This is a genomic window from Aquamicrobium soli (genome assembly GCF_042646345.1).
Classification (GTDB): Bacteria; Pseudomonadota; Alphaproteobacteria; order Rhizobiales; family Rhizobiaceae; genus Mesorhizobium; species Mesorhizobium soli_A.
Window position 1 is genome coordinate 84,076 of record NZ_JBHRTK010000001.1, and the last position, 17,734, is coordinate 101,809.

Consider the following 17,734-nt stretch of genomic DNA (forward strand, 5'->3'; position numbering starts at 1 on the left):
GCACGCGTGAAAATTTGACCCTGAGCAGGTCTAGCCCCTGTCAATGGGCACCGCAGTTTCCGCGAATGTGGGCATCCAATTTTCCCTACCTGGCGGGTGAAGGTTTCGGTGATCAGCCGGGGTCGTGATCGGTGGATTTCACTCCCGCTGTGCGGCCGCGCTTTTTCGGCGGTGGTGGCGGATTGATGAGCGCTTTGGAGCGAACGTGCTCCGGCACGAGATCGGCGTGTTGGCGCAGCCGATAGCTGGATCCCTCGATCTGAACGACGACGGCGTGGTGAAGCAGCCTGTCGAGCAGCGCGGTTGCGACCACGGGATCGCCGAAGACCTCGCCCCATTCGGCGAAGCCGCGATTGGAGGTGAGGATCATAGCGCCCTTCGTAGCGTGCGTTGACGAGTTGGAAGAAGAGGTTTCCGCCGCCAGGCACGACCGGGAGATAGCCGATCTCGTCGACCACAAGCAGGGAGGCGCGGCACAGATACCGGATCCGCTCGCGCAATTGCCCTTCGCGTTCGGCTTTCGCCAGCGAAGCGATGATGTCGGCGAGCGTGGAGAAGTAGACGCTCTTTCCGGCCTTCACGGCCTCGACGGCAAGGGCTGTCGCCAGATGGCTTTTGCCGGTGCCGGGCGGGCCGAGAAGATGGACAACCTCCGCCCGCTCGATGAACTTCAGCTCGGCCAGAGCCATGATGCGGTTTCGAAGCCGGCGAGCGTCTTGATCGTGGTCAGCCGGGCCATCATCAGGGCGGCCTTGATGCGTCGGCTCTCACGCAGGGTGAGTTCTTCGACCAGAAGTTCATCGAAGGCCTGGATGCCGTCGATCTCGCCCTGCTCGATGCCTCGCAGCGTGGCGTCGAGCGCTTCGAGAGCCCGCGGCATGCGGAGCCCGACCAGGCTTTTCCGGATGCTGTCAATCGTGGATGACTGCATGCTCATAGCCGGCCTCTCGTATCTGCCATTCGTTCGCCGACGGCCTGGTAGAAGTCGAGCGAGCGCCGGGCGACATGGTCGCCACGGCGTCCGACGACGATGTCTTGTGCAGTCTTCCTTGCCGCATGATGCACCGCCCCCTGTCGATGAGCGGGATCAATCCGATATTGGCGACGGCCATCCAGGACAGGGTGGGTGGCCACGAGCCGACCTTCGTCGAGGATGCGGATGCAATCGGCAAGCTGATGGACTTCGACGATGCGCCGGGTGCGGTCGGGAACGCTGTAATAGTTGCCGCCGATCGAGACCAGGCCATCATGGCTGACGCGACGCTCCAGTTTGAGAAGGGCATCGAAGGGACCGGCCGGCAGGGACTGAAGTTCCGGCTGCTCGGCAACGAAGGCATCGCTGACGATGCGCTGCGTGGTGCCGTGCAGGCGAACATTGGCGACCGTATCGAGCCAACCGCGCAATCGATCGTTCAGATCGTCGAGATTGCGGAAGCTGCGGGCAAAGAAGAAGTCCTCGCGGATATAGCGGAATGGTCGCTCGACCTTTCCCTTGGTTTTGGCGCGATAGGGCCGGCAGGCCTTCGGCTGGAAGCCATAGTGCCGGCCAGCGCCAGCAGTGAGCGATTGTAGATGATGTGGCCTTCACTATCCTCACCGGTCACGGCCGTCTTCATCCTGTCGTAGAGGGTCTCGATCGGCACGCCGCCGATGGCGTCGAACGCCTGCATGTGACAGCGCAGGAGCGTCTGCAGGTCCTGGTGCATGACGTAGCGGGCAAAGATGTAGCGCGAATGGCCAAGCACCAGCGAGAACAGCCACACGATGCGCGATACGCCAGGCTGGTCGGTGAACTCGGTAACGAAGCGGGCGAAGTCGACCTGCGCCTGATACCCTGCCGGCGTCTCGAACCGCACCTCGAATGGCCTGGGATGGTTCTCTGGCCGGATCGCCGCGACGAAGCGCTTCACTGCCGTATAAGCGCCTTCATAACCGCGCTCGCGAATCTCGCGGGTCAGGCGAATGGCCGTGAGATCGGGATAGGCAGCGACGCGTCCACGCAGATAATCGACAAAGGGCGCGATCTTGTACGGCCGCCCCACATGGCGCGGACCATAGACGGGCAGTTCCAGCCCGCGTTCGATGTATTTGCGGACCGTCTTGGGATCGCGGCCCGTTCGACGGGCGATCGCGGTCACCGACAGACCCTGACGGTGTAGGTCCAATATCATCAGACGTTCTCCAAGTTGGACCACCAGCGCCGCTCCCGTCCCGCAAAGATCGGAACGGACTATCGGCACCGGGGCGAAAGCCGCCAGTTCCGGGACGCGTCCCGGAACTGGCGGCAGAAGCGCCAACAAGGGAATTTTCGATGCCCACAATCAGGGAATATTCATCGCCCGATGACAAGCCCCCAAGCCCTCTAGACTTTCGAGGCCCCCACTCCCATCTGCTGCGTGCTCGTGGGAGATGAAACCGATGTCGAAGTACGATCCTTGGCGGGATTATCTGCTTCGCCAGCAGGCCAGCACCGTAACGATGACGTTTGATGAGCTCGACGCATTGGCCCCGTTGCCAACCTCTGCGCGTACGCACCCAGAATGGTGGTCGAACGAGAACGTCGAGGTAACGACGCACACTCAATGTAAATCGTGGCGGGCAGCAGGCTACACCGCGCAGGTGGATATAGTTCGGGGCGTGGTAACGTTCACCCGCCTAAACTGAGCTCCTGCCGCTGCTTCTCGCTCGAATGGCAGGGCGCGCACAGGGACTGGAACGGGCCGTGCCAGAACCGCACCGGATCGCCACCATGCCGCTCGATGTGATCGCGCACACCGTTGCCGGGGTCAGCCTGCCTGCCCCCCTGCACATCCGGCATAGCGGCTCGGCGGTAAGCTGGCGCTCTCTGGTCGCCTGCCACGGTGCCGTCTTGTACCAGCCGTGCTATTCCTGCTTGTCGCGTGTCTGGTCATAGGTTCGGCGCTGTTGCTGGCGATTGCCTGTGCCTGGTGGGCGGTGGACTGAAGGCTTGCTCGGCATTTGGAACAAACTCAGTGCGCGGCCATTGGTGAGCCAGAGGAGAAGCCCATGATCCGTCTAGCCCTACTTGCCGCAGCCACTTTCGCCGCTTGGCGCGTGATACCTCGCATTGTCGAGGAGAACCGGACCCCCGCTCTCCTGCCGGCACCATCGCCGGAGAATCGTCCGCCTGTGGGATTGAAGGGCAACCAGAGTTCCGTGCATTGACCGTACGTCACCTGTTCCACGGATGGTTCGGGTCGACGGGCTTACCATCGAGCCATTCGGGAACATTCTTGCTTGTCCGCCATTGAGAATGGCAGGCGGGCACACCCGCCGGCCGAAATGGAGGAACAGGCAAATGGGACGCGGAATACTGCTCTGGCTGCTCGGCATACCGATCCCCATCATCATCCTTATCCTGCTGTTCTGGCGCTAGGCGCCAGAGCCATGGAGCGTGTGCCAACGACATGGTGCGAGGCGTGTTGCCGGACTGAAACCGGCTGTTGCGGCGGACTATCCTGACCGCGTTCGCCGCGAGAAGTGCAGGCCCCGCAAGCATCTGCCGGTTCATCTCGCTACACCGCCTTGCGACAGCGATCTGTACCGGGTTTGTTGCCGAGCCCCGGCGGCCTTTTGCGTCAAATTGCCACCCCGTACCACATTTGAATTGCAAAAGAGCCCGAAACTATCGATGAGCGCCGCGCGGGAGGCAATCGCACGAGGTCCATTGTGGCTGATGACGCTCCTCGATTTACTTGCATCCGAGAGAAAGACGGGTCTTGGACGGTTTGGGACACCAAGCTTGAGGAGCCTGCTCTGCTCGGCGGCCAAATGCTGATTAACCGATCGGAACCCCGCGCCGAGGTCGCCTGTTCCATTCTCAACAGGATCGTGGCTGGTGGGCTCCAAGCCGTCGTGCCGGGGCATCCATCCAAGTGTTGAAATAAAAACCGGCCTGACTTGGGCGAATTCGGCCCGGTATTCGGCGTATCATTCGCGACTGGCTACAAGGCACGGCTATTTAAGGGCCGACGAATGACCTAGCATCGGCACTAGGCCGCTACGTCAGAAATGTAGAGCCGATCAAGCTCACCGTCCGCGTACTGCGGCTTGCATTTCACGGTGATCGGCTTCTGGCTATCAAACGCCGATGAATATGAGTTATACCAACGGCCCTCACAAGTGACCCTCATGCGCCCCAGGTCCGCATTCCGATTGAGGTGATCGTGTGCGGCTGTGCGAGGAGATTTCGCCAGGCCTCGCAGGCGGCGTCGATGATTGCGTTGTAGTCATCGAAGACGCGGTTGGACAGGTAGTTGGCGCGTAGATATTGCCAGACCTGCTCGAAGGGGTTCAGCTCGGGCGAGCGGGACGGCAGCAGGATCGGCGTGATGTTCCTGGGCCAAATGAGATTGCCTGTGGTGTGCCATCCGGCGCGGTCGAGCAGCAATACGGCATGGGCGTTTCTGGCGACATGCTGGCTGGTCTCGTCGAGGTGACGCTGCATGGCATCAGTGTCGGCGAAGGGCAGCGCCAGCGCGGCGCCCGTTCCTCGCGATGGCAGATGGCGCCGAACAGGTAGGCACTCTCGTAGCGCTGGTCGGCGGGCTGGAGCGGCCGCGTGCCGCGGCGCGCCCATTGCCGCACGAGGCCCTTCTTCTGGCCGATCCTCACCTCGTCCTGGAACCAGATCTCGATCTTCTTCTTGCGGGTCACGCCCGCGAGATGGGCCGCAAGCGTGCGCGGGAAGTTTTTTTGCTTGAACGACCTGGCCATCCTGCTTGGGGTGACGCTGGCTGGCGCTGATGTGCGAGAAGCCCAAAGCCCTGAGCAGCTTGCCGATGCTGCGCTCGTGATAGGCGATGCCGAACCGCTCTTCGATGACCCGCTGGAGGTCGATGCGCCGCCAGCGCACCGCGCCGTCGACCGCAGGGTCCGGGCCGGTTCCCACTATCCCGGCAAGCTCCGCCTGCTGCGCCGCCGACAGCCGCCTCGGATTTCCCCGGCGGCGGTTATCCTTCAGTCCGGCGGGACCAAGCGCGTTGAAGCGATGGGCCCAGTCGCGCAGCGTCTGCCGGTCCATGCCGCCGATCTTCGCCGCCTCTGCGCGGCTCAGCCGCCTCTGCGCGGCTCATCCCGTCCAGAACCGCCGCAATCGACAACAACCGCCGGCTCTGGCTCGCGTCCTTCGTCGATATCGCCAGACGGCGCAGTTCCGACGGCGTATGGCTCGGTTTGATCTCAACGACTCTCGGCTGCAAACTTCCTATGATCTGGCGACAGAGGAAACCGTCAAGAAGGACGAGATCGCCGCTATCAACGACTACCTCCCGCTGGCGCAATGATGTTGCCGGACTTCAATTACAAAGCATCGGCGTCTTTGGTCACACTGCAGTTCGCCTAGGAACCGACGTGAACCCCGCAGGTGCTGCGGTGGCTCGGTCCTCCGGAAACCACAAGAGGATGTCTTTTACTCCGGCTTGTCGTCAGAGCGGGGAGCCTGCATGCAGCATGTCCGCGACGCTTTTGCGCAATTGTGACACTAGCACCTGCGAAGCGCGCGATGAACTTGAGGAAGTGGACGGTCTCCCTCCGTCACCTCGAAGAGGTCAGCGGGAAAAAGGAAACCCGTGGCCGCCCGTGATATAAGGCTACGCCATAAATGCGCGGGCTACTCCACTTTAGCCAAGCCGATCCCCCGCCAAAAGGCCCTTGCCGTATTCTTTATCGCCTCCTGGATTGAAAATGCGTGGGTTACGTCTCTCTCGAGTGGGTCTGGCGGCGAATCTATCGCTTTCAGCACTGCGTCCACTTCTCCAAGGTAGTTCATCCACATCGGTTTGCCGTAGAAGGTCGGGTCTTCTGGATCTCCGGCACGCCGACAAAGGGCTCGCGCCGCGCGTTCTCTCTGCGCATCTGTTATCGCCAGTGGCCGAGATGCGGGTACTGAGCCCCGGGCCTTCGCGAGATGGACGATCCACTCCGGATGCCCGTCGCTCCCGCTGGGGACAGGCTTTTCAATTTTGCGGTTAGTCAGGGGTGTATTCCCAGTACTCGCCGTAGCCGCTGCATAACGCTGCCGCCCCTGATTGCCCCGCGCACGCGATGCGCAGCCCTGGACGCTTGCATGGTTGCGCCTACGTGGCAGGAGCAAACGATTTCGTGGAGTTCGTTATCTGTCAATTCGAAGAAGCGCTTCGCTTCACCGTAGCTGTCGTTCGCCAGTCCTTCTTCACGCAAAACATCGTCCTGGAACGCAACCGTAATCGGTGAGCCCTCCGCCCGCATCGAGACCCGGGTTCGCATCGGGCGGTGCTCGGTTCCTTCAAGGGTCGTCAACATCCGTTTGGGGTCGCGCGTCAGTAACTCCGACCAGCGTTCGAGACGCTGGTTTCTGGTCATTCCAAGTGGTGCCGGGGTGGGTTGAACCTCAGCGACCGCATGCAGCTGTTCTAGGGTTTGGTGCTTCACAGCAACCTCCTATAGCGGTGGTTAGCCCCGAGCCCTGCTCCCAAGTATAGCGCCTTACCTTGACCTCGCAATCCGCCCTGTCGATCAAATATGGCTGTAACAAACGCCCTCGCGCCGCTCCAGAACGTCAACCGGCTGCGCAGCAAGCTTGGGCCACAGCAGCTCGCGCTAGCGCGTCCCAGATATCCGGCGGAGTCGTGATCGGCTCGGACCCAACGCGCTACTGACCCGCCCACAGCCACGCGGCAAGCTAAGCGCGAGGCTAGGAAGCCCGGAGAAGCGGGGGCATGGATCCCCGCGTACGCGCTTCCGCATTCAACCCTTCTTGCCGCATGGCTCCTTTTTATCTTCAGCCTTCGCTGCTGCGGCTTTGTCGCCATGTTGCTGCGCCTCAACATCCTGTTGGGAAGTCGCTACATTTTTATCTTCTGCCATCGGCATGTTGGTACCGTTCTTCTGGGGAGTGGCAGTGGCTTGCTTATTGGGCTGCACCTCCAAGGGAGCCTTACTGCCGTCCTTGGAGATCGGAGGCGTCTTAGTTGCCGCGGCAGAGTTGCCGCTGGAGGCTGTCGTGTCGGCACAATCTGCCATTGCAAAACCGCCAGTTAGCAGCAGTGCGGTAGCCGCGGTAGCGACGATCTTTGGGAAAGCGTTCATCGAATTAGCCTTTCGTTCTGATCAAAGTACAATATGAATGGCAACCGTTGGTTCCGGCCCGGCGATATCACGTTTTGACTCGGTTTGGCTCCTGCCTCATCGGACTAGGAACCGCCGCTGCTTCCAGGCGTTACAACGGTCACGTTCAAGGTCCGGAGCAATGCCATGTCGAAGCTGCAACAGGGTTCAAGCAATGAGCTGGAGGGCATTCGTCAAAAAGCGGCTGCCCACTTCGCACCGAGCATGCTGTACGAAGCCCTGCTTCGATTGAGCAGGGCATGCGGCGCGGAAAGCCTCGACCGCTTTGAAAAGGCCATGGTCCAGATGATCGACCGGTCATCGGCGGACGATACCGATTTCGAGGACATGAAGGAGTTCGCGACCGAGCAGCTATATGCCTGCGTGCGCGCGGTTAAGTCCTCTCCGGATATGACCCAGCCGCTCGAGGACGTTCAGTCGCGAAGAACGCAAGGCCGATCCGAGAAAGCGGAAACGCTCGAGGGCCAGCTTCAACAGGGGCTGGAAGACACCTTCCCCGCAAGCGACCCGCCGGCGGTGGTTTCGACAGCGATCGCCGGCAGGACGAAGCCACTGGTCGGAACGGATGAAGTCCTGAGGAAAAGAAAGAGGGAGGAGAAGTGAACTGCCGGCCATCCGCTCATCGTCGCGATTTCAGCTTCCCTTGACCAGCCTTCAGTCCGGCCGCCACCACGGCGACCTGGAACGAAGTGGCCAATTCCCGGTTTCCCTCATCAGACAGGAGCCGTACCGATGACAACGAGCAATCCGAAACGAAGCCGCGATCCTGAAGCAGACGCCAAGGGGCAATTCGCCAAGTCCAAGGCTGATGGCAGGAACGATGGGGTCAGCAGCGCCGATCCGAAGGTCATAACCGGGAAGAAAAGCGGCGACGCCACCTTTCCATTGAAGCAGGACAAGCCGGACTAGAGCCCGGCGGCCTTTCACGTGCTTGGCCCGTTCTATCTCTGGCCTGTGGCAATCGAAGCTCCTGGCTCTGATCCCTGGCGCCTATTTGCTCGTGACTGCGGTCCGTATCTGACGCCACTGACAAGCGCCCATCCATCTCACCGGATCGAGGCTTTTGCCCAGATTCCGTGTCGCTCACTTTTCCCGCGATGGGAACGCTCTCCCATCTGGTGTGTTTGCTTACCGGGAGACGATTGACTTCTAAACCAAGCGACCGCGACGGCTCAAGAACCATGGGCTTACGTCCGGGTTTGCTTTGGCTGCCAAGTTAGGCAGTAACGTCATGCGCCCTTTCCGGCTGGATCAGCCAGTTCGGATCGAACCAGCGATCGGCCGGGCCATCGTAGGGTAAGCGTGTAATGTCCCAACGGCTTACGAACCGCGCATAGGCATCCCATATTGGTGGTCCGCCCCCAATGAAGACAACGCGACCCGGGAAACCTTGCAACGTCCTCTCCGGAACCATGCTGGAGCGCAGGACAAGCAACTCCCGATCTGCACGGGCAAACTCCGGAACGCTCCCGATAGTCTTGGGCCCTGCTGCAAGGACATGACCTTTTGTCATTTCGAAGAACCGCGCGACATCCGCTTTATACTCGGCCGCTCGGTTTCCCTCCCACGGCAAGCGCCCTTCGAGGCCCATCTGTCCCGACTGTCCGATCGCGCAGATCACTCTTACGATCGCCCGATGCAAATTCTCTCTCCCATCCCAGTTTCAGCCGATCGCCGGAACGATCGCCACCAAGGGCAATTGTTGTCTTGAAAGGAAAGATAGATGACCGATCCCAAAAGGCAAAATCCGAATCCCGAGCGCCAACCCAAAGAGAACCCCGATGCCCCGGACAAACCCGTCCCGCTAGGCCCCGGGCCGTCGCCTCGACCTGATCCCGATCCCGCGCCTAAGCCACCGGTTTTCCCCGGGTGACGGATCAGTTTACGCAGAAGCGCTGCCATGTTCCGACATCGGTGGCGCGCGATGACGAGTGGATTTTCTGGCGCAGCCCGTAACCGCGTCATTCTCAAGGGGAATTGGTAACGATACGACGCCGTTCACATCGCTCTTGGGTCTGGCATTGGCGTGACAGAGTACACCGGGGTGATCTTTATGAGACTACCGGTGCATGAACACGCAAAGCCCACCGGCGTCTCGGGTGGTGGGCTTGGATCGGATACGTCTACCAACGCTTTACACGGCGCCACCACCGCAAAAGACCATATGACAGGCGTACCTTTTCAGTATCTACCGGCATGTTGGGCGGAGCCCGCATCCAGGATGTCTTGACGTAAGCCAACCGCTGTTCGGGATAGATGCTTCGGTGCCCGATGATGAGATAGGCGGCAATTGCCGCACCTGCGACATAGAGCGTGCCAGGGGTTCCACCGAACAATTCCACACCCATCAAGATGGCGGCTATCGGAGTGTTGGAAGCGGCCGCAACGACACTGACCAGCCCGATGGCGGCACCTAAGCTCGGATCGATACCTACGAGCGGCGCAAAGGCGTTGCCAGCGATCGCCCCGATCACGAATTGGGGGGTCACTATGCCGCCATAGAACCCCGAACCGATGGTCACTGCCACCAGGAGGATCTTCCAGAGCAAGCCGAGATAAGGCATCCCTTCGCCGGCCAGCGCGCGATCCATCAGCGGCAGGCTCAGCCCGAGATAATCAGTTGGAATGACGACGATCAGCAGCGATAGCAGTACCCCGCCGCCGAACGGCATTAGTGGTGGCCATGCCCCGAGGCGGATCCTCACGAGTTCTGACAGTGCTCGCGCCCTATGTACAAATTCGACGAACACAAGCGCGACTAGCCCGCAGATGATGCCAATTAACGTCGTCTTGAAGAAGAGAATCTCGGAAAAAGGGGGCAAGGCCGTAAGGGGATAATAGGTGTAGGCAATCCCCCAGAAGAGACTCACCTGATACGAAGCGATGCCGGCGACGATGGCGGGGAACAGGAAGTCATGGCGAATACGGCCAATCGCCAGCACCTCAACGCCATAGATCGCGCCTGCGACCGGCGTGCCAAAGACACTGGCGAAGCCGGCGCTCACTCCGCAGGCGACTATCCGCAGCCGCAACTCGCTGTTGAGATGAAGCATCTCGCCGATGGCTGCGCCGATTGAGGCGCCGATATGCGAACAAGGTCCTTCCTTGCCAGCCGAGCCGCCGCTGGCCAAAGTAATGATGGCGGCCATGGGCTTGATCGGCATCGTGAGGAACGGCATGCGGCCGGCTTGTGCATGAACCGCAGCGAACAACGTATCCTTAAGGTCGAGACGTCCGGCCAGGTAGCCGTAATGTAGCAGCAAGCCGTTTAGAAGTCCGCCGGCGGGCAAGAGAAGTACCTGGAACCAGAAAGGCACCGCCGCGGTACGGTCGGTCATGAAAAACAGGCCATGCAGGAACAGGCTGGTACCACAGCCGACGCCAGCGCCCACAAGCATAGCCAGAACAAGCCACTGGATGGCGGTGGCCAACATTACAACGGGCTCAACGAAGTCGAAACGTCGCATGCTTTACAGCCACGGTGGAGAGAGGGTCGCTAGGGTCACTCCCCCCAATAAAACATCTCAAGCGAAATTGGGAGCGATCGGAAAACACCGAAGGCCCGGCGGAAGACGCTGGCAGGAGCGGGCTTCCGCTTTTCCATCAATGGAAGTCATCGCTCAGCCGTGTGCTGAGCAAGTGCCTGTCGCGATCTTCCGTCTGACCTCTTCGAGTGCGACAGAGAAGAGGGTGTTCCCTCCTCGCGTTCATCATGCTCTTCCCAGGTCTCGATATAGCGTCGCAATTGCTCGAGCGTGTCGCGGACATGCTGTATCGAAACTCCCTTCGAACCAAACAACGGGCATCAAACTGCAGAAAAATAATGCGTTCGGACGGCGAAGCTTCGGTCGGACATGGGTTTCCGGTCAGAAAACTGCAACGGGATGAGCTACCATTAACGCCGCTTGGTTTTGTTCAAGGCATTCATGAGGATGACCTGCTTGCACTGCTAGCTGGAGTGCAAAAATCATTTTGGACGTTCGGTGGACGCTACCGAAGAAACGCCGGTTCATTGTAGCGGTGCTTACCTCGGTTCATGGAGCGAATTGCAGGATGACTTCGCCAAGCAGAACACAGATGTCGATGCCTTTGAATTGAGGCATAACAACATCACCGAGCACCCGTGAGGCGGCAAGGTTCGCCACCCACGAATAATGCCTTCCATGTGTTTGTTCTGGCAATTGCCGGGCAAACATAAAGAGTCTGATCCTGCAAGGTGTGGCTAGTTAATAAATTGTTATCCATAGAACAGGCGTCAATGAAACCTGCTCGCCTCGATCTGGTTGATTCGCATCGACCACGACCGAGGAAAAGATATGTCCATCACCAAATTTACGAAACTAGCGAGCCTTTCATCACTGGCCGTTGCCGGCTCGTTTCTGCTCGCAATCAATGCGCAAGCAGACGTTTGCAGCGCTCCCGCTGGTAGCCTTTCTCGCGCTCAGCTTATGAGTGTTTTGAACGGTGATTGCCTGACGCCTCCGGCAAAGAATCGCTCGGCAAGAAGCATACCCAAGAGCGAGGCGGCGCCTAATAACTCTGGCGGAATAAGCGCGGGTATCGGAGCTGCCGCAGAAAACAATATCGGTGGCGTCAATATCGGCGTCGGCAGCGGTGCGGCGTCTACGAACTCTGGTGGCGTTAATGTCGGGGTGGGAAGCGGTTCCGCATCAGGCAATAACGGGCTAATAAACGTCGGTGTTGGGTCGGAAGCCGCCACCGGAAATACAGGCGGCATCAACGCTGACGTCGGCGGAAGCGGTACGGGCGCTGGCAGCAACAACAGTGGCGGCGTAAGCGTTGGAGTGGGTGGACGAGACGGCGTCGGCGTGAGCGCCGGCTCAGATGGGATTGGTGCCAGTATCGGGGGAAGTCGTATCGGAAACTGACAGATACAAATAGCAGGAGTGCCCGCCCCGCGCTATGATGCTAGGAGCGAGCCAAGGATCGTCGCCCAGGGCGGCGATCCTTAAGACAGACGGCCTTCTGCATCTTTCGGGAAAAAACTTGAAGGCGCCGACCACCTTTCGGGATGAGAATCGAGCGCGGTCGAGTGCGAGTCCGCGGGAAACCACCAGTTTGATCAGTCGCAATCCGAACCCTTTTCGGCCCGGCGGCCCGCAACCTCCGGGCCACCGCGTGCCTACCAACGAAGCGAATCGTGTCCGCCTGTCCAAGTGTTCATTCGATGTAAACGGCCCCGGACGTGCCGGATTTGGCGACATTCGTAGCGAGTTCGTAGAGCGCCAGTGCGAGGCTGGCCGCTTTTCTCGGGCCGATAGCGATGTTCGGACGGTGATGTGAACGCACCTTGCTCATTGCGGTGAGGCTCCATCGCTTTCCCCCGGCCAGACTCGACACCTGTCGCGCACAGCATCGGCCTCGCTGCCGGTTGGCGTCGTACAAGATGAGCATCTTTCTGACGGAACTTCTGGTGAGGCTGTCAGTTTGGCTACCGGGAGGCACTCCGGTGCAGGACTGGTTCTATTTCATCGCTTGTGTGGTAAGCGCTGTTGGCATTGTCGCGGTGATGGCCGTCGCCGCTTGACTGGACCGTGCATTGCGTTTGCCGCGCCTATCATGACCACGCTATGAAGGCGCGCTGCAGCAACTCGACCGGCAGCAGCGGACCCGGCCATCATCCGCCGTTTGGGTGATTGCCGGGTCATTTTCCTTCAGCGCATCATAGGTAATGACTGAGCTGCCGGTTCGTTTAGCTACCCCCTACCCTCTATTGCTTGGTCGCCTACTCCTTCTGTGACCGAGCCTCTTCATTTTCTGGCCAGGACGTCGGAGTAAAATCCGCCTGTCGGCACACCACCCTCAATCTAAAGCTGCCGACACCCTCGGCCCGGTCGCTAGACCCAGGTCTGCGACCGGATTTTTCCATTGCCGTGCCAATGGGAGTAAGATTGATCCGTCGGTATCGGACACCCGTCGGCAAGTGATCATTCCTTTCGGGGATGACGTAGCCACATCGGTGACGCAGAAGACGGGTGCCAGCGAGTTCCTGTGCAATTAGAAGCGGGCACCTACCGCGGGGAGCGCTATCGGTTCTATTCGCCTTTATCGTTGCTAACGATCGATGCCACCGAAGACAGTGCCGAGCGTGGCGATGGCTGCCGCAACATCGCAAACATATGCGCCGAGACCCAATTACCCGTCGGGATGCGCGGTGAGCAGTGACTGGGCATCTCCTCGATGCGGACAAAATAGCGGTCGTGCCAGTTACCTTGCCGACTGGTTATCGAAATCCACCCCCAAATAGCATTTCGTAGGCTCACTTTTACGCAAAATGCCAAGCGACGCCTGAGCCGCACCAGACACCAGAACCCCATGTTGGCGGTCGAGCGATTACTTTGATATACAGACTTTAAGAGAGATGATGTGTGCCGCGCAAAAGGCTTTTTTCGGTCGGGGGCAGCTTCGCCAATCCCTCGGGTATCGACAGCGTGCGATCGCGAGCCGATTCTCAACCATCATCCCTCGAGAGCATCTAACCTGGACGGCGCGAAAACGCGCACGGCCTTCGGCCGCACCGAAAATCGTGCCGGCGTGAATGTGACCAGCTCACCGTCAGCGTTAATTGGTCGTGGCGTCCGCGCGCGGATCTCAAAGGACGTTCCGCGCGCGGCCCTCACCTCGCGCCACAGTCCGTGCCTTCCAAGGCGGAAATCCTTCAGCATCAGGGCCAGTTTCCAGACGCGGCCGAGTTCGAGCGAATAAAGATCAAGATGGGAGTCGTCGATTTCGGCCGTATGCTCGACGGCGAGTCCTCCTCCGTAATAACGACCATTGCCAACCGCGATCTGCAACGTCTTCACCCGTACGGCGCGGCCGCTAGCAACGATGGCGGCTCGAAAGGGGCGGGCCTTCATCAAAACTTTGATCGCAATGAGCGCGTAACTTAGCCGCCCGAAACGGCGCTTGGCGTCGCGGCTGAGGTCGCGGGCGAGATCCGCGCTCAAACCGAGGCTGGCGACATTGAAAAACAGATGTCCGTTGACCTCTCCGATATCTATTTCGCGTTGCTCACCGGCCAGGATGACGTCGACAGCGGCTTCCAGGTTCAGGGGCAATCCGAGCGTGCGGGCGAGGTCGTTTGCGGTCCCCGTCGGCAGAATCCCGAGGGGAAGTCCAGTCTTAACGAGGGCAGCCGCAGCGGCATTGAGGCTGCCGTCGCCGCCAGCCACGACCACGGCCTCAGCGCCAGCCGCGTTCGCTTCAATCCAGGGCGAGACCTCGGTAGGGCTGTTCGAGGAGAAAACGACCGGTTCGAGGCCCCTCGCCTTCAGTCGGGAGACAACCACGTGGCCGGCTTTCTCACCGGAGCGGCTGTGACGGTTGATCACCAGCAAGATGCGGCCGATCCGTCCCGCCCGAGGCATCTCGGATCGTTCCAAGATCGCGGATGCCGGATCGAGCGGCGGCCCAGTATGTTTGGCTTGGCAGTGAACCGCCATGTCTGATCGAATTCTCCATTGTTTCGAGCGTCAGCGCGTTCATCGGCGAGAGGACCCGTATAGCTTTGCAGTATCGAAGGCACACAGTCCCGGAGCCCGCGTTTAGGTGGGTCGTCACCGCCGGCGCGGCAAGAGCGCGCTCACAAAAAAAGGGGCCGCTTCCCCACCGCGTCGGGTATCGTCGAAGGGCCCACCGCCGGTGGGATCATCGAGACAGTACGCCGTTTCAGGATCGAAACTGCCTCGCCGGAAGCAATTTTAAAGGAGACTGCGCTGCGGTCGTGGGCAACTCAGAGGTGCCGCGCAGCCATTTCTCTCAGGAGTCGACGTGGGACGGACAACGTCGATGTATCGAGAAGCGCCAAGGCGAGATCGTTCTACCAAGGGCGGCCAAGATCAGTCGCCAAGAGCGTGCTTGAACTGCGGCCGCCTATACAAGCACGTCAACAGTTCCATCGATTACGAAGGTCGACAGACCGACCATTGATGTCGCCGCGGGTTGTATGTGGGCCGAACTCCGAGGGGAACAAAATCACCGGCCACAGGTTGCCTTGAACCTACCCCAGCGGAGAACTTCGATAGCTAACGAATTTGAAAAGCACATTGCAATGAACCCCTATGGAAGCGAGCAGCCGGGTGATCCCGGCGTTATCAGCCAGACCAAGGACAGGGTCAGCGAGGCGGCCCGGGCTACCGGCGACGCCGTGCGCGAAAACGCCGTCCCCATTACATCTACGGCGCTTGTCGTCGGCGTCGTCGGCTTTGCAATCGGATGGATATGCGGGCTGTCGTCAGCGCGATCGGCACGCTACTGGCATCAATAGCAAAGGGGACAGTGATCCCGATAGCGAGTGCGTCGGAGGCGCCTGAGCCCGCGCGGAAGCCCCAAGACCCGATATATGCGGGCCACCCGGAGCTCTCGCCGAATGCCGGCAGGAACGCCCGCCACCCTCCGGGCTGGGCAATTCGGAACGGGTAGGCGATGCGAACGGGAAAACGGGCGCTCCGGCCCGATCGAAACCGATAGAAAACCCAGACCGCTTGACGATACCGGCACGAACCTCACATGTGGTCGCGGGGAATGCGGGCGCTGCGCTCGCGTTCGAACACCTTGTCCTGGCCATGCCACGCTTCGAGCCGCTCCCCTATCACCCATTCGGTTTCGGTGCAGGACAGGCTGGAGGTGTAGGAGGTATGGACACGCCAACCTTCCCGCTGAGCGCTGCACGTCCAGCTTATATCGGCCCTCGTCGACAAGGGGTCGCCGAGCGTTATCGACCAGATTTCTTCTCTCGTGTCGCGGCTGCATAGACCATTGCCCGGATGCCGGCTTAGGCCGGTGTCTTCCTGCACGTGGTAGCGCGTGACACCTTGCAAAAGGTCGCGCTCCACCGAGCGGCCGGACCACCCTTCGGTCAGGACATCGTAGTGCGGCAAAGGATCTGGATTGGCGGGCTCTGAAATCTCAATCTTGCGATGCGCGCCGACAAGCGGCAGGTCCAGGCACAGCGTAGCGAGGTCGATCGAGAGTGTCGGATCGTGCGGCGAAGGCAGGATCGTCGGCCAGTAGGCGCTGGACAGGGAAAGGCGAATCCGGTGGCCCGGCGCAAACCGGTAGCCGCAGGCGTCGAGTACCAGCACCACCTCGACTACCTTGCCCGACTGTAGCGGTTGCGGATCGGCGTTGCCGCTACGATGCGCCAAGTTGAGCACGCCGTAGCTGACGCGCGTGGCCGTGCTGTCTGGATGCACGTCGACAATCCTGACGGCGAGGTTGCCGAGCGGGGCATCGCTGGAGAGCGTTAGCTTCACGACTGGCTGACCGAGGATAACATATTCTTCGGAAAGAACGCCGCTGTCGTAGGTGAGCGACCCTGCATCGTCGCCGCGCTGGTCGCCCGCCATTTCCGTATCCGGTTTGAGCGTGAAGAATTCACCCGCCGCCGTGCCTGTATCCAGCGGCGAGCGCAGCAGGACGCTGCCCTCTGCGGGCGGGGAGGAAATGCGACCGAGCCGACCCGAAGCGTCCGGACGAAGGGTGAAGGTTTCCGGTTCGGCCCATTCGTCGATCGCGATCCAATAGCCAGGGTCCGCCTCGCGCCAGCGGGCGGGTTTTGGCCCGTCGAGGATATAGGCGCGCAGCCTCGGCGTCTTTTCAGCCTGGTTGTCTTCCCCGCACAGCCAGTGCCGCCACCAAGCGATCGCCTCGGTATGGAAGTCGGTGCGCGGTCTCGGATAGGCGAAATGCGGATACTTGTGGATCCAGGGGCCGACAAGACCCCAGGCCTTTCGCGGCATTCCCGCGACTGCCTTGAGCGGTGTATTGCGGTAGCCGTCGGCCCAGCCCGCTATCACCAGCGAAGGGACGGAATAGCCAGGAAAATCCTCGCAGATGGAGCCGTGGCGCCAAAAATCGTCGCGGCGCTGGTGGGAAAGCCATTCCTTCATAAAGAAGGGCTCGTTTTCCAGCCGCTCCAACCACATGTCGCGCCATCGATCGCCGACCAGGGCGGGATCGGGTGCGCGCGACTGATAGGCGCCCATCGTCGCCGCCCACGAGGCCTGCGCCGACAGATGCGCGCCGTTCTTGTAGTGGATGTCGTCGTTATAGCGGTCGACCGTGGAGGACAGTGAAATGACAGCCTTCAAGGCCGGCGGCTTGAGCGCCGCCACCTGAAGCGAATTGAACCCACCCCACGAGATGCCCATCATGCCGACATTACCGTTCGACCAGTCTTGGGTCGCGATCCATGCGATAACTTCCACCGCGTCGGCAAGCTCGCGCGGCGTGTATTCGCCGTCGATCACGCCATCGGATTCGCCGCAGCCGCGAATGTCGACGCGCACGCCTGCGATCCCGGCGGCGGCGAAGACTGGATAGGTGGATTCGTCGCGCGGCGCGGTGCCGTTGCGCTTGCGATAGGGCAAGATTTCCAGAACCGCCGGCACCGGGGCTGCGGCGGATGCCGTTTCAGGCATCCAGATGCGAGCGGCAAGCCGGGTGCCGTCCTTGAGGACGATCCATTCGTTTTCGAGAACGTGAAAATTCGTGTTTGTCATGAGGCCAACCGTAAGGGAAAAAGCCAGCGGCGGGTGCGGACGCCGCCGGCGGCTGGATGATGGTAACGACTACAGATGCCAGC

The 17,734-nt window shown here is 60.5% G+C and carries 15 protein-coding genes and 3 pseudogenes; 7 read left to right on the forward strand and 11 right to left on the reverse strand.

Annotation, left to right across the window (positions count from 1 at the left end; genetic code table 11):
* Positions 1–112: 112 nt before the first annotated feature.
* Positions 113–937: pseudogene (gene istB, locus ACFOHJ_RS00440) on the reverse strand (IS21-like element helper ATPase IstB).
* Positions 934–2,195 (reverse strand): annotated as a pseudogene (istA, locus tag ACFOHJ_RS00445) (IS21 family transposase). The pseudogenes istB and istA overlap by 4 nt, the downstream one beginning before the upstream one ends.
* 223 nt (positions 2,196–2,418) lie before the next feature.
* Between istA and ACFOHJ_RS00450 the strand changes: the two are divergent.
* Positions 2,419–2,664 carry a DUF7662 domain-containing protein gene (locus tag ACFOHJ_RS00450; protein ID WP_378217397.1) on the forward strand — a complete coding sequence of 82 codons (246 nt, stop codon included), beginning with the start codon at positions 2,419–2,421 and terminating at the stop codon, positions 2,662–2,664.
* Positions 2,665–4,013: 1,349 nt separating this feature from the next.
* Here ACFOHJ_RS00450 and ACFOHJ_RS24885 read toward each other — a convergent pair.
* The 4 genes and pseudogenes from ACFOHJ_RS24885 to ACFOHJ_RS00465 all read right to left on the reverse strand — a co-directional run bounded on the left by ACFOHJ_RS24885 (position 4,014) and on the right by ACFOHJ_RS00465 (position 7,089).
* Positions 4,014–4,154 carry a DUF7947 five-stranded beta-barrel domain-containing protein gene (locus ACFOHJ_RS24885; RefSeq protein ID WP_449224156.1) on the reverse strand — a complete coding sequence of 47 codons (141 nt, stop codon included), beginning with the start codon at positions 4,152–4,154 and terminating at the stop codon, positions 4,014–4,016.
* Positions 4,151–5,222, reverse strand: a pseudogene (locus ACFOHJ_RS00455) (IS630 family transposase). Before ACFOHJ_RS00455 ends, ACFOHJ_RS24885 begins: the two are co-directional and overlap by 4 nt.
* A 772-nt stretch (positions 5,223–5,994) precedes the next feature.
* Positions 5,995–6,432 carry a hypothetical protein gene (locus ACFOHJ_RS00460; protein WP_378217399.1) on the reverse strand — a complete coding sequence of 146 codons (438 nt, stop codon included), beginning with the start codon at positions 6,430–6,432 and terminating at the stop codon, positions 5,995–5,997.
* Between the two features lie 315 nt (positions 6,433–6,747).
* On the reverse strand, positions 6,748–7,089 hold the full coding sequence (locus ACFOHJ_RS00465; RefSeq protein ID WP_378217401.1) for a hypothetical protein: 342 nt from the start codon (positions 7,087–7,089) through the stop codon (positions 6,748–6,750).
* 165 nt (positions 7,090–7,254) lie between these two features.
* Here ACFOHJ_RS00465 and ACFOHJ_RS00470 point away from each other — a divergent pair, with 165 nt between their 5' ends.
* Entirely contained in the window at positions 7,255–7,731 is a 477-nt protein-coding gene (locus ACFOHJ_RS00470; RefSeq protein ID WP_378217403.1) for a hypothetical protein, read from the forward strand.
* Between the two features lie 129 nt (positions 7,732–7,860).
* Positions 7,861–8,037 (forward strand): hypothetical protein, encoded by a 177-nt coding sequence (locus ACFOHJ_RS00475; RefSeq protein ID WP_378217405.1) that lies wholly within the window; start codon positions 7,861–7,863, stop codon positions 8,035–8,037.
* Between the two features lie 307 nt (positions 8,038–8,344).
* Here ACFOHJ_RS00475 and ACFOHJ_RS00480 read toward each other — a convergent pair whose 3' ends face one another.
* Positions 8,345–8,719 (reverse strand): diacylglycerol kinase, encoded by a 375-nt coding sequence (locus ACFOHJ_RS00480; RefSeq protein WP_378218025.1) that lies wholly within the window; start codon positions 8,717–8,719, stop codon positions 8,345–8,347.
* 532 nt (positions 8,720–9,251) lie between these two features.
* Positions 9,252–10,595, reverse strand: coding sequence for a chloride channel protein (locus ACFOHJ_RS00485; RefSeq protein WP_378217407.1), 1,344 nt, complete (start codon positions 10,593–10,595; stop codon positions 9,252–9,254).
* 516 nt (positions 10,596–11,111) lie between these two features.
* On the opposite strand from ACFOHJ_RS00485, the gene ACFOHJ_RS00490 reads away from it, so the two are divergent.
* Positions 11,112–11,255, forward strand: a complete 144-nt coding sequence (locus ACFOHJ_RS00490) for a hypothetical protein (protein WP_378217409.1) — start codon at positions 11,112–11,114, stop codon at positions 11,253–11,255.
* A 189-nt stretch (positions 11,256–11,444) separates the two neighbouring features.
* Positions 11,445–12,017, forward strand: a complete 573-nt coding sequence (locus ACFOHJ_RS00495) for a hypothetical protein (RefSeq protein ID WP_378217411.1) — start codon at positions 11,445–11,447, stop codon at positions 12,015–12,017.
* A gap of 292 nt (positions 12,018–12,309) precedes the next feature.
* On the opposite strand, the gene ACFOHJ_RS00500 is transcribed toward ACFOHJ_RS00495, so the two are convergent.
* Positions 12,310–12,447: a hypothetical protein gene (locus ACFOHJ_RS00500; protein WP_378217413.1), complete on the reverse strand. Its 138-nt coding sequence runs from the start codon at positions 12,445–12,447 to the stop codon at positions 12,310–12,312.
* Positions 12,448–12,535: 88 nt separating this feature from the next.
* Here ACFOHJ_RS00500 and ACFOHJ_RS00505 point away from each other — a divergent pair, with 88 nt between their 5' ends.
* Positions 12,536–12,676, forward strand: coding sequence for a hypothetical protein (locus ACFOHJ_RS00505; protein ID WP_378217415.1), 141 nt, complete (start codon positions 12,536–12,538; stop codon positions 12,674–12,676).
* Positions 12,677–13,607: 931 nt separating this feature from the next.
* Here ACFOHJ_RS00505 and ACFOHJ_RS00510 read toward each other — a convergent pair.
* On the reverse strand, positions 13,608–14,516 hold the full coding sequence (locus ACFOHJ_RS00510) for a lipid kinase (protein WP_378218027.1): 909 nt from the start codon (positions 14,514–14,516) through the stop codon (positions 13,608–13,610).
* A 683-nt stretch (positions 14,517–15,199) separates the two neighbouring features.
* Here ACFOHJ_RS00510 and ACFOHJ_RS00515 point away from each other — a divergent pair.
* The gene (locus tag ACFOHJ_RS00515; protein ID WP_378217417.1) at positions 15,200–15,415 is read left to right on the forward strand and encodes a hypothetical protein; all 216 of its coding nucleotides are present in this window, start codon (positions 15,200–15,202) and stop codon (positions 15,413–15,415) included.
* A 238-nt stretch (positions 15,416–15,653) separates the two neighbouring features.
* Here the strand turns inward: ACFOHJ_RS00515 and ACFOHJ_RS00520 are convergent, their stop codons facing one another.
* Complete coding sequence (locus tag ACFOHJ_RS00520; RefSeq protein WP_378217419.1) at positions 15,654–17,651, reverse strand: CocE/NonD family hydrolase; 1,998 nt, start codon at positions 17,649–17,651, stop codon at positions 15,654–15,656.
* Positions 17,652–17,734: the final 83 nt, after the last annotated feature.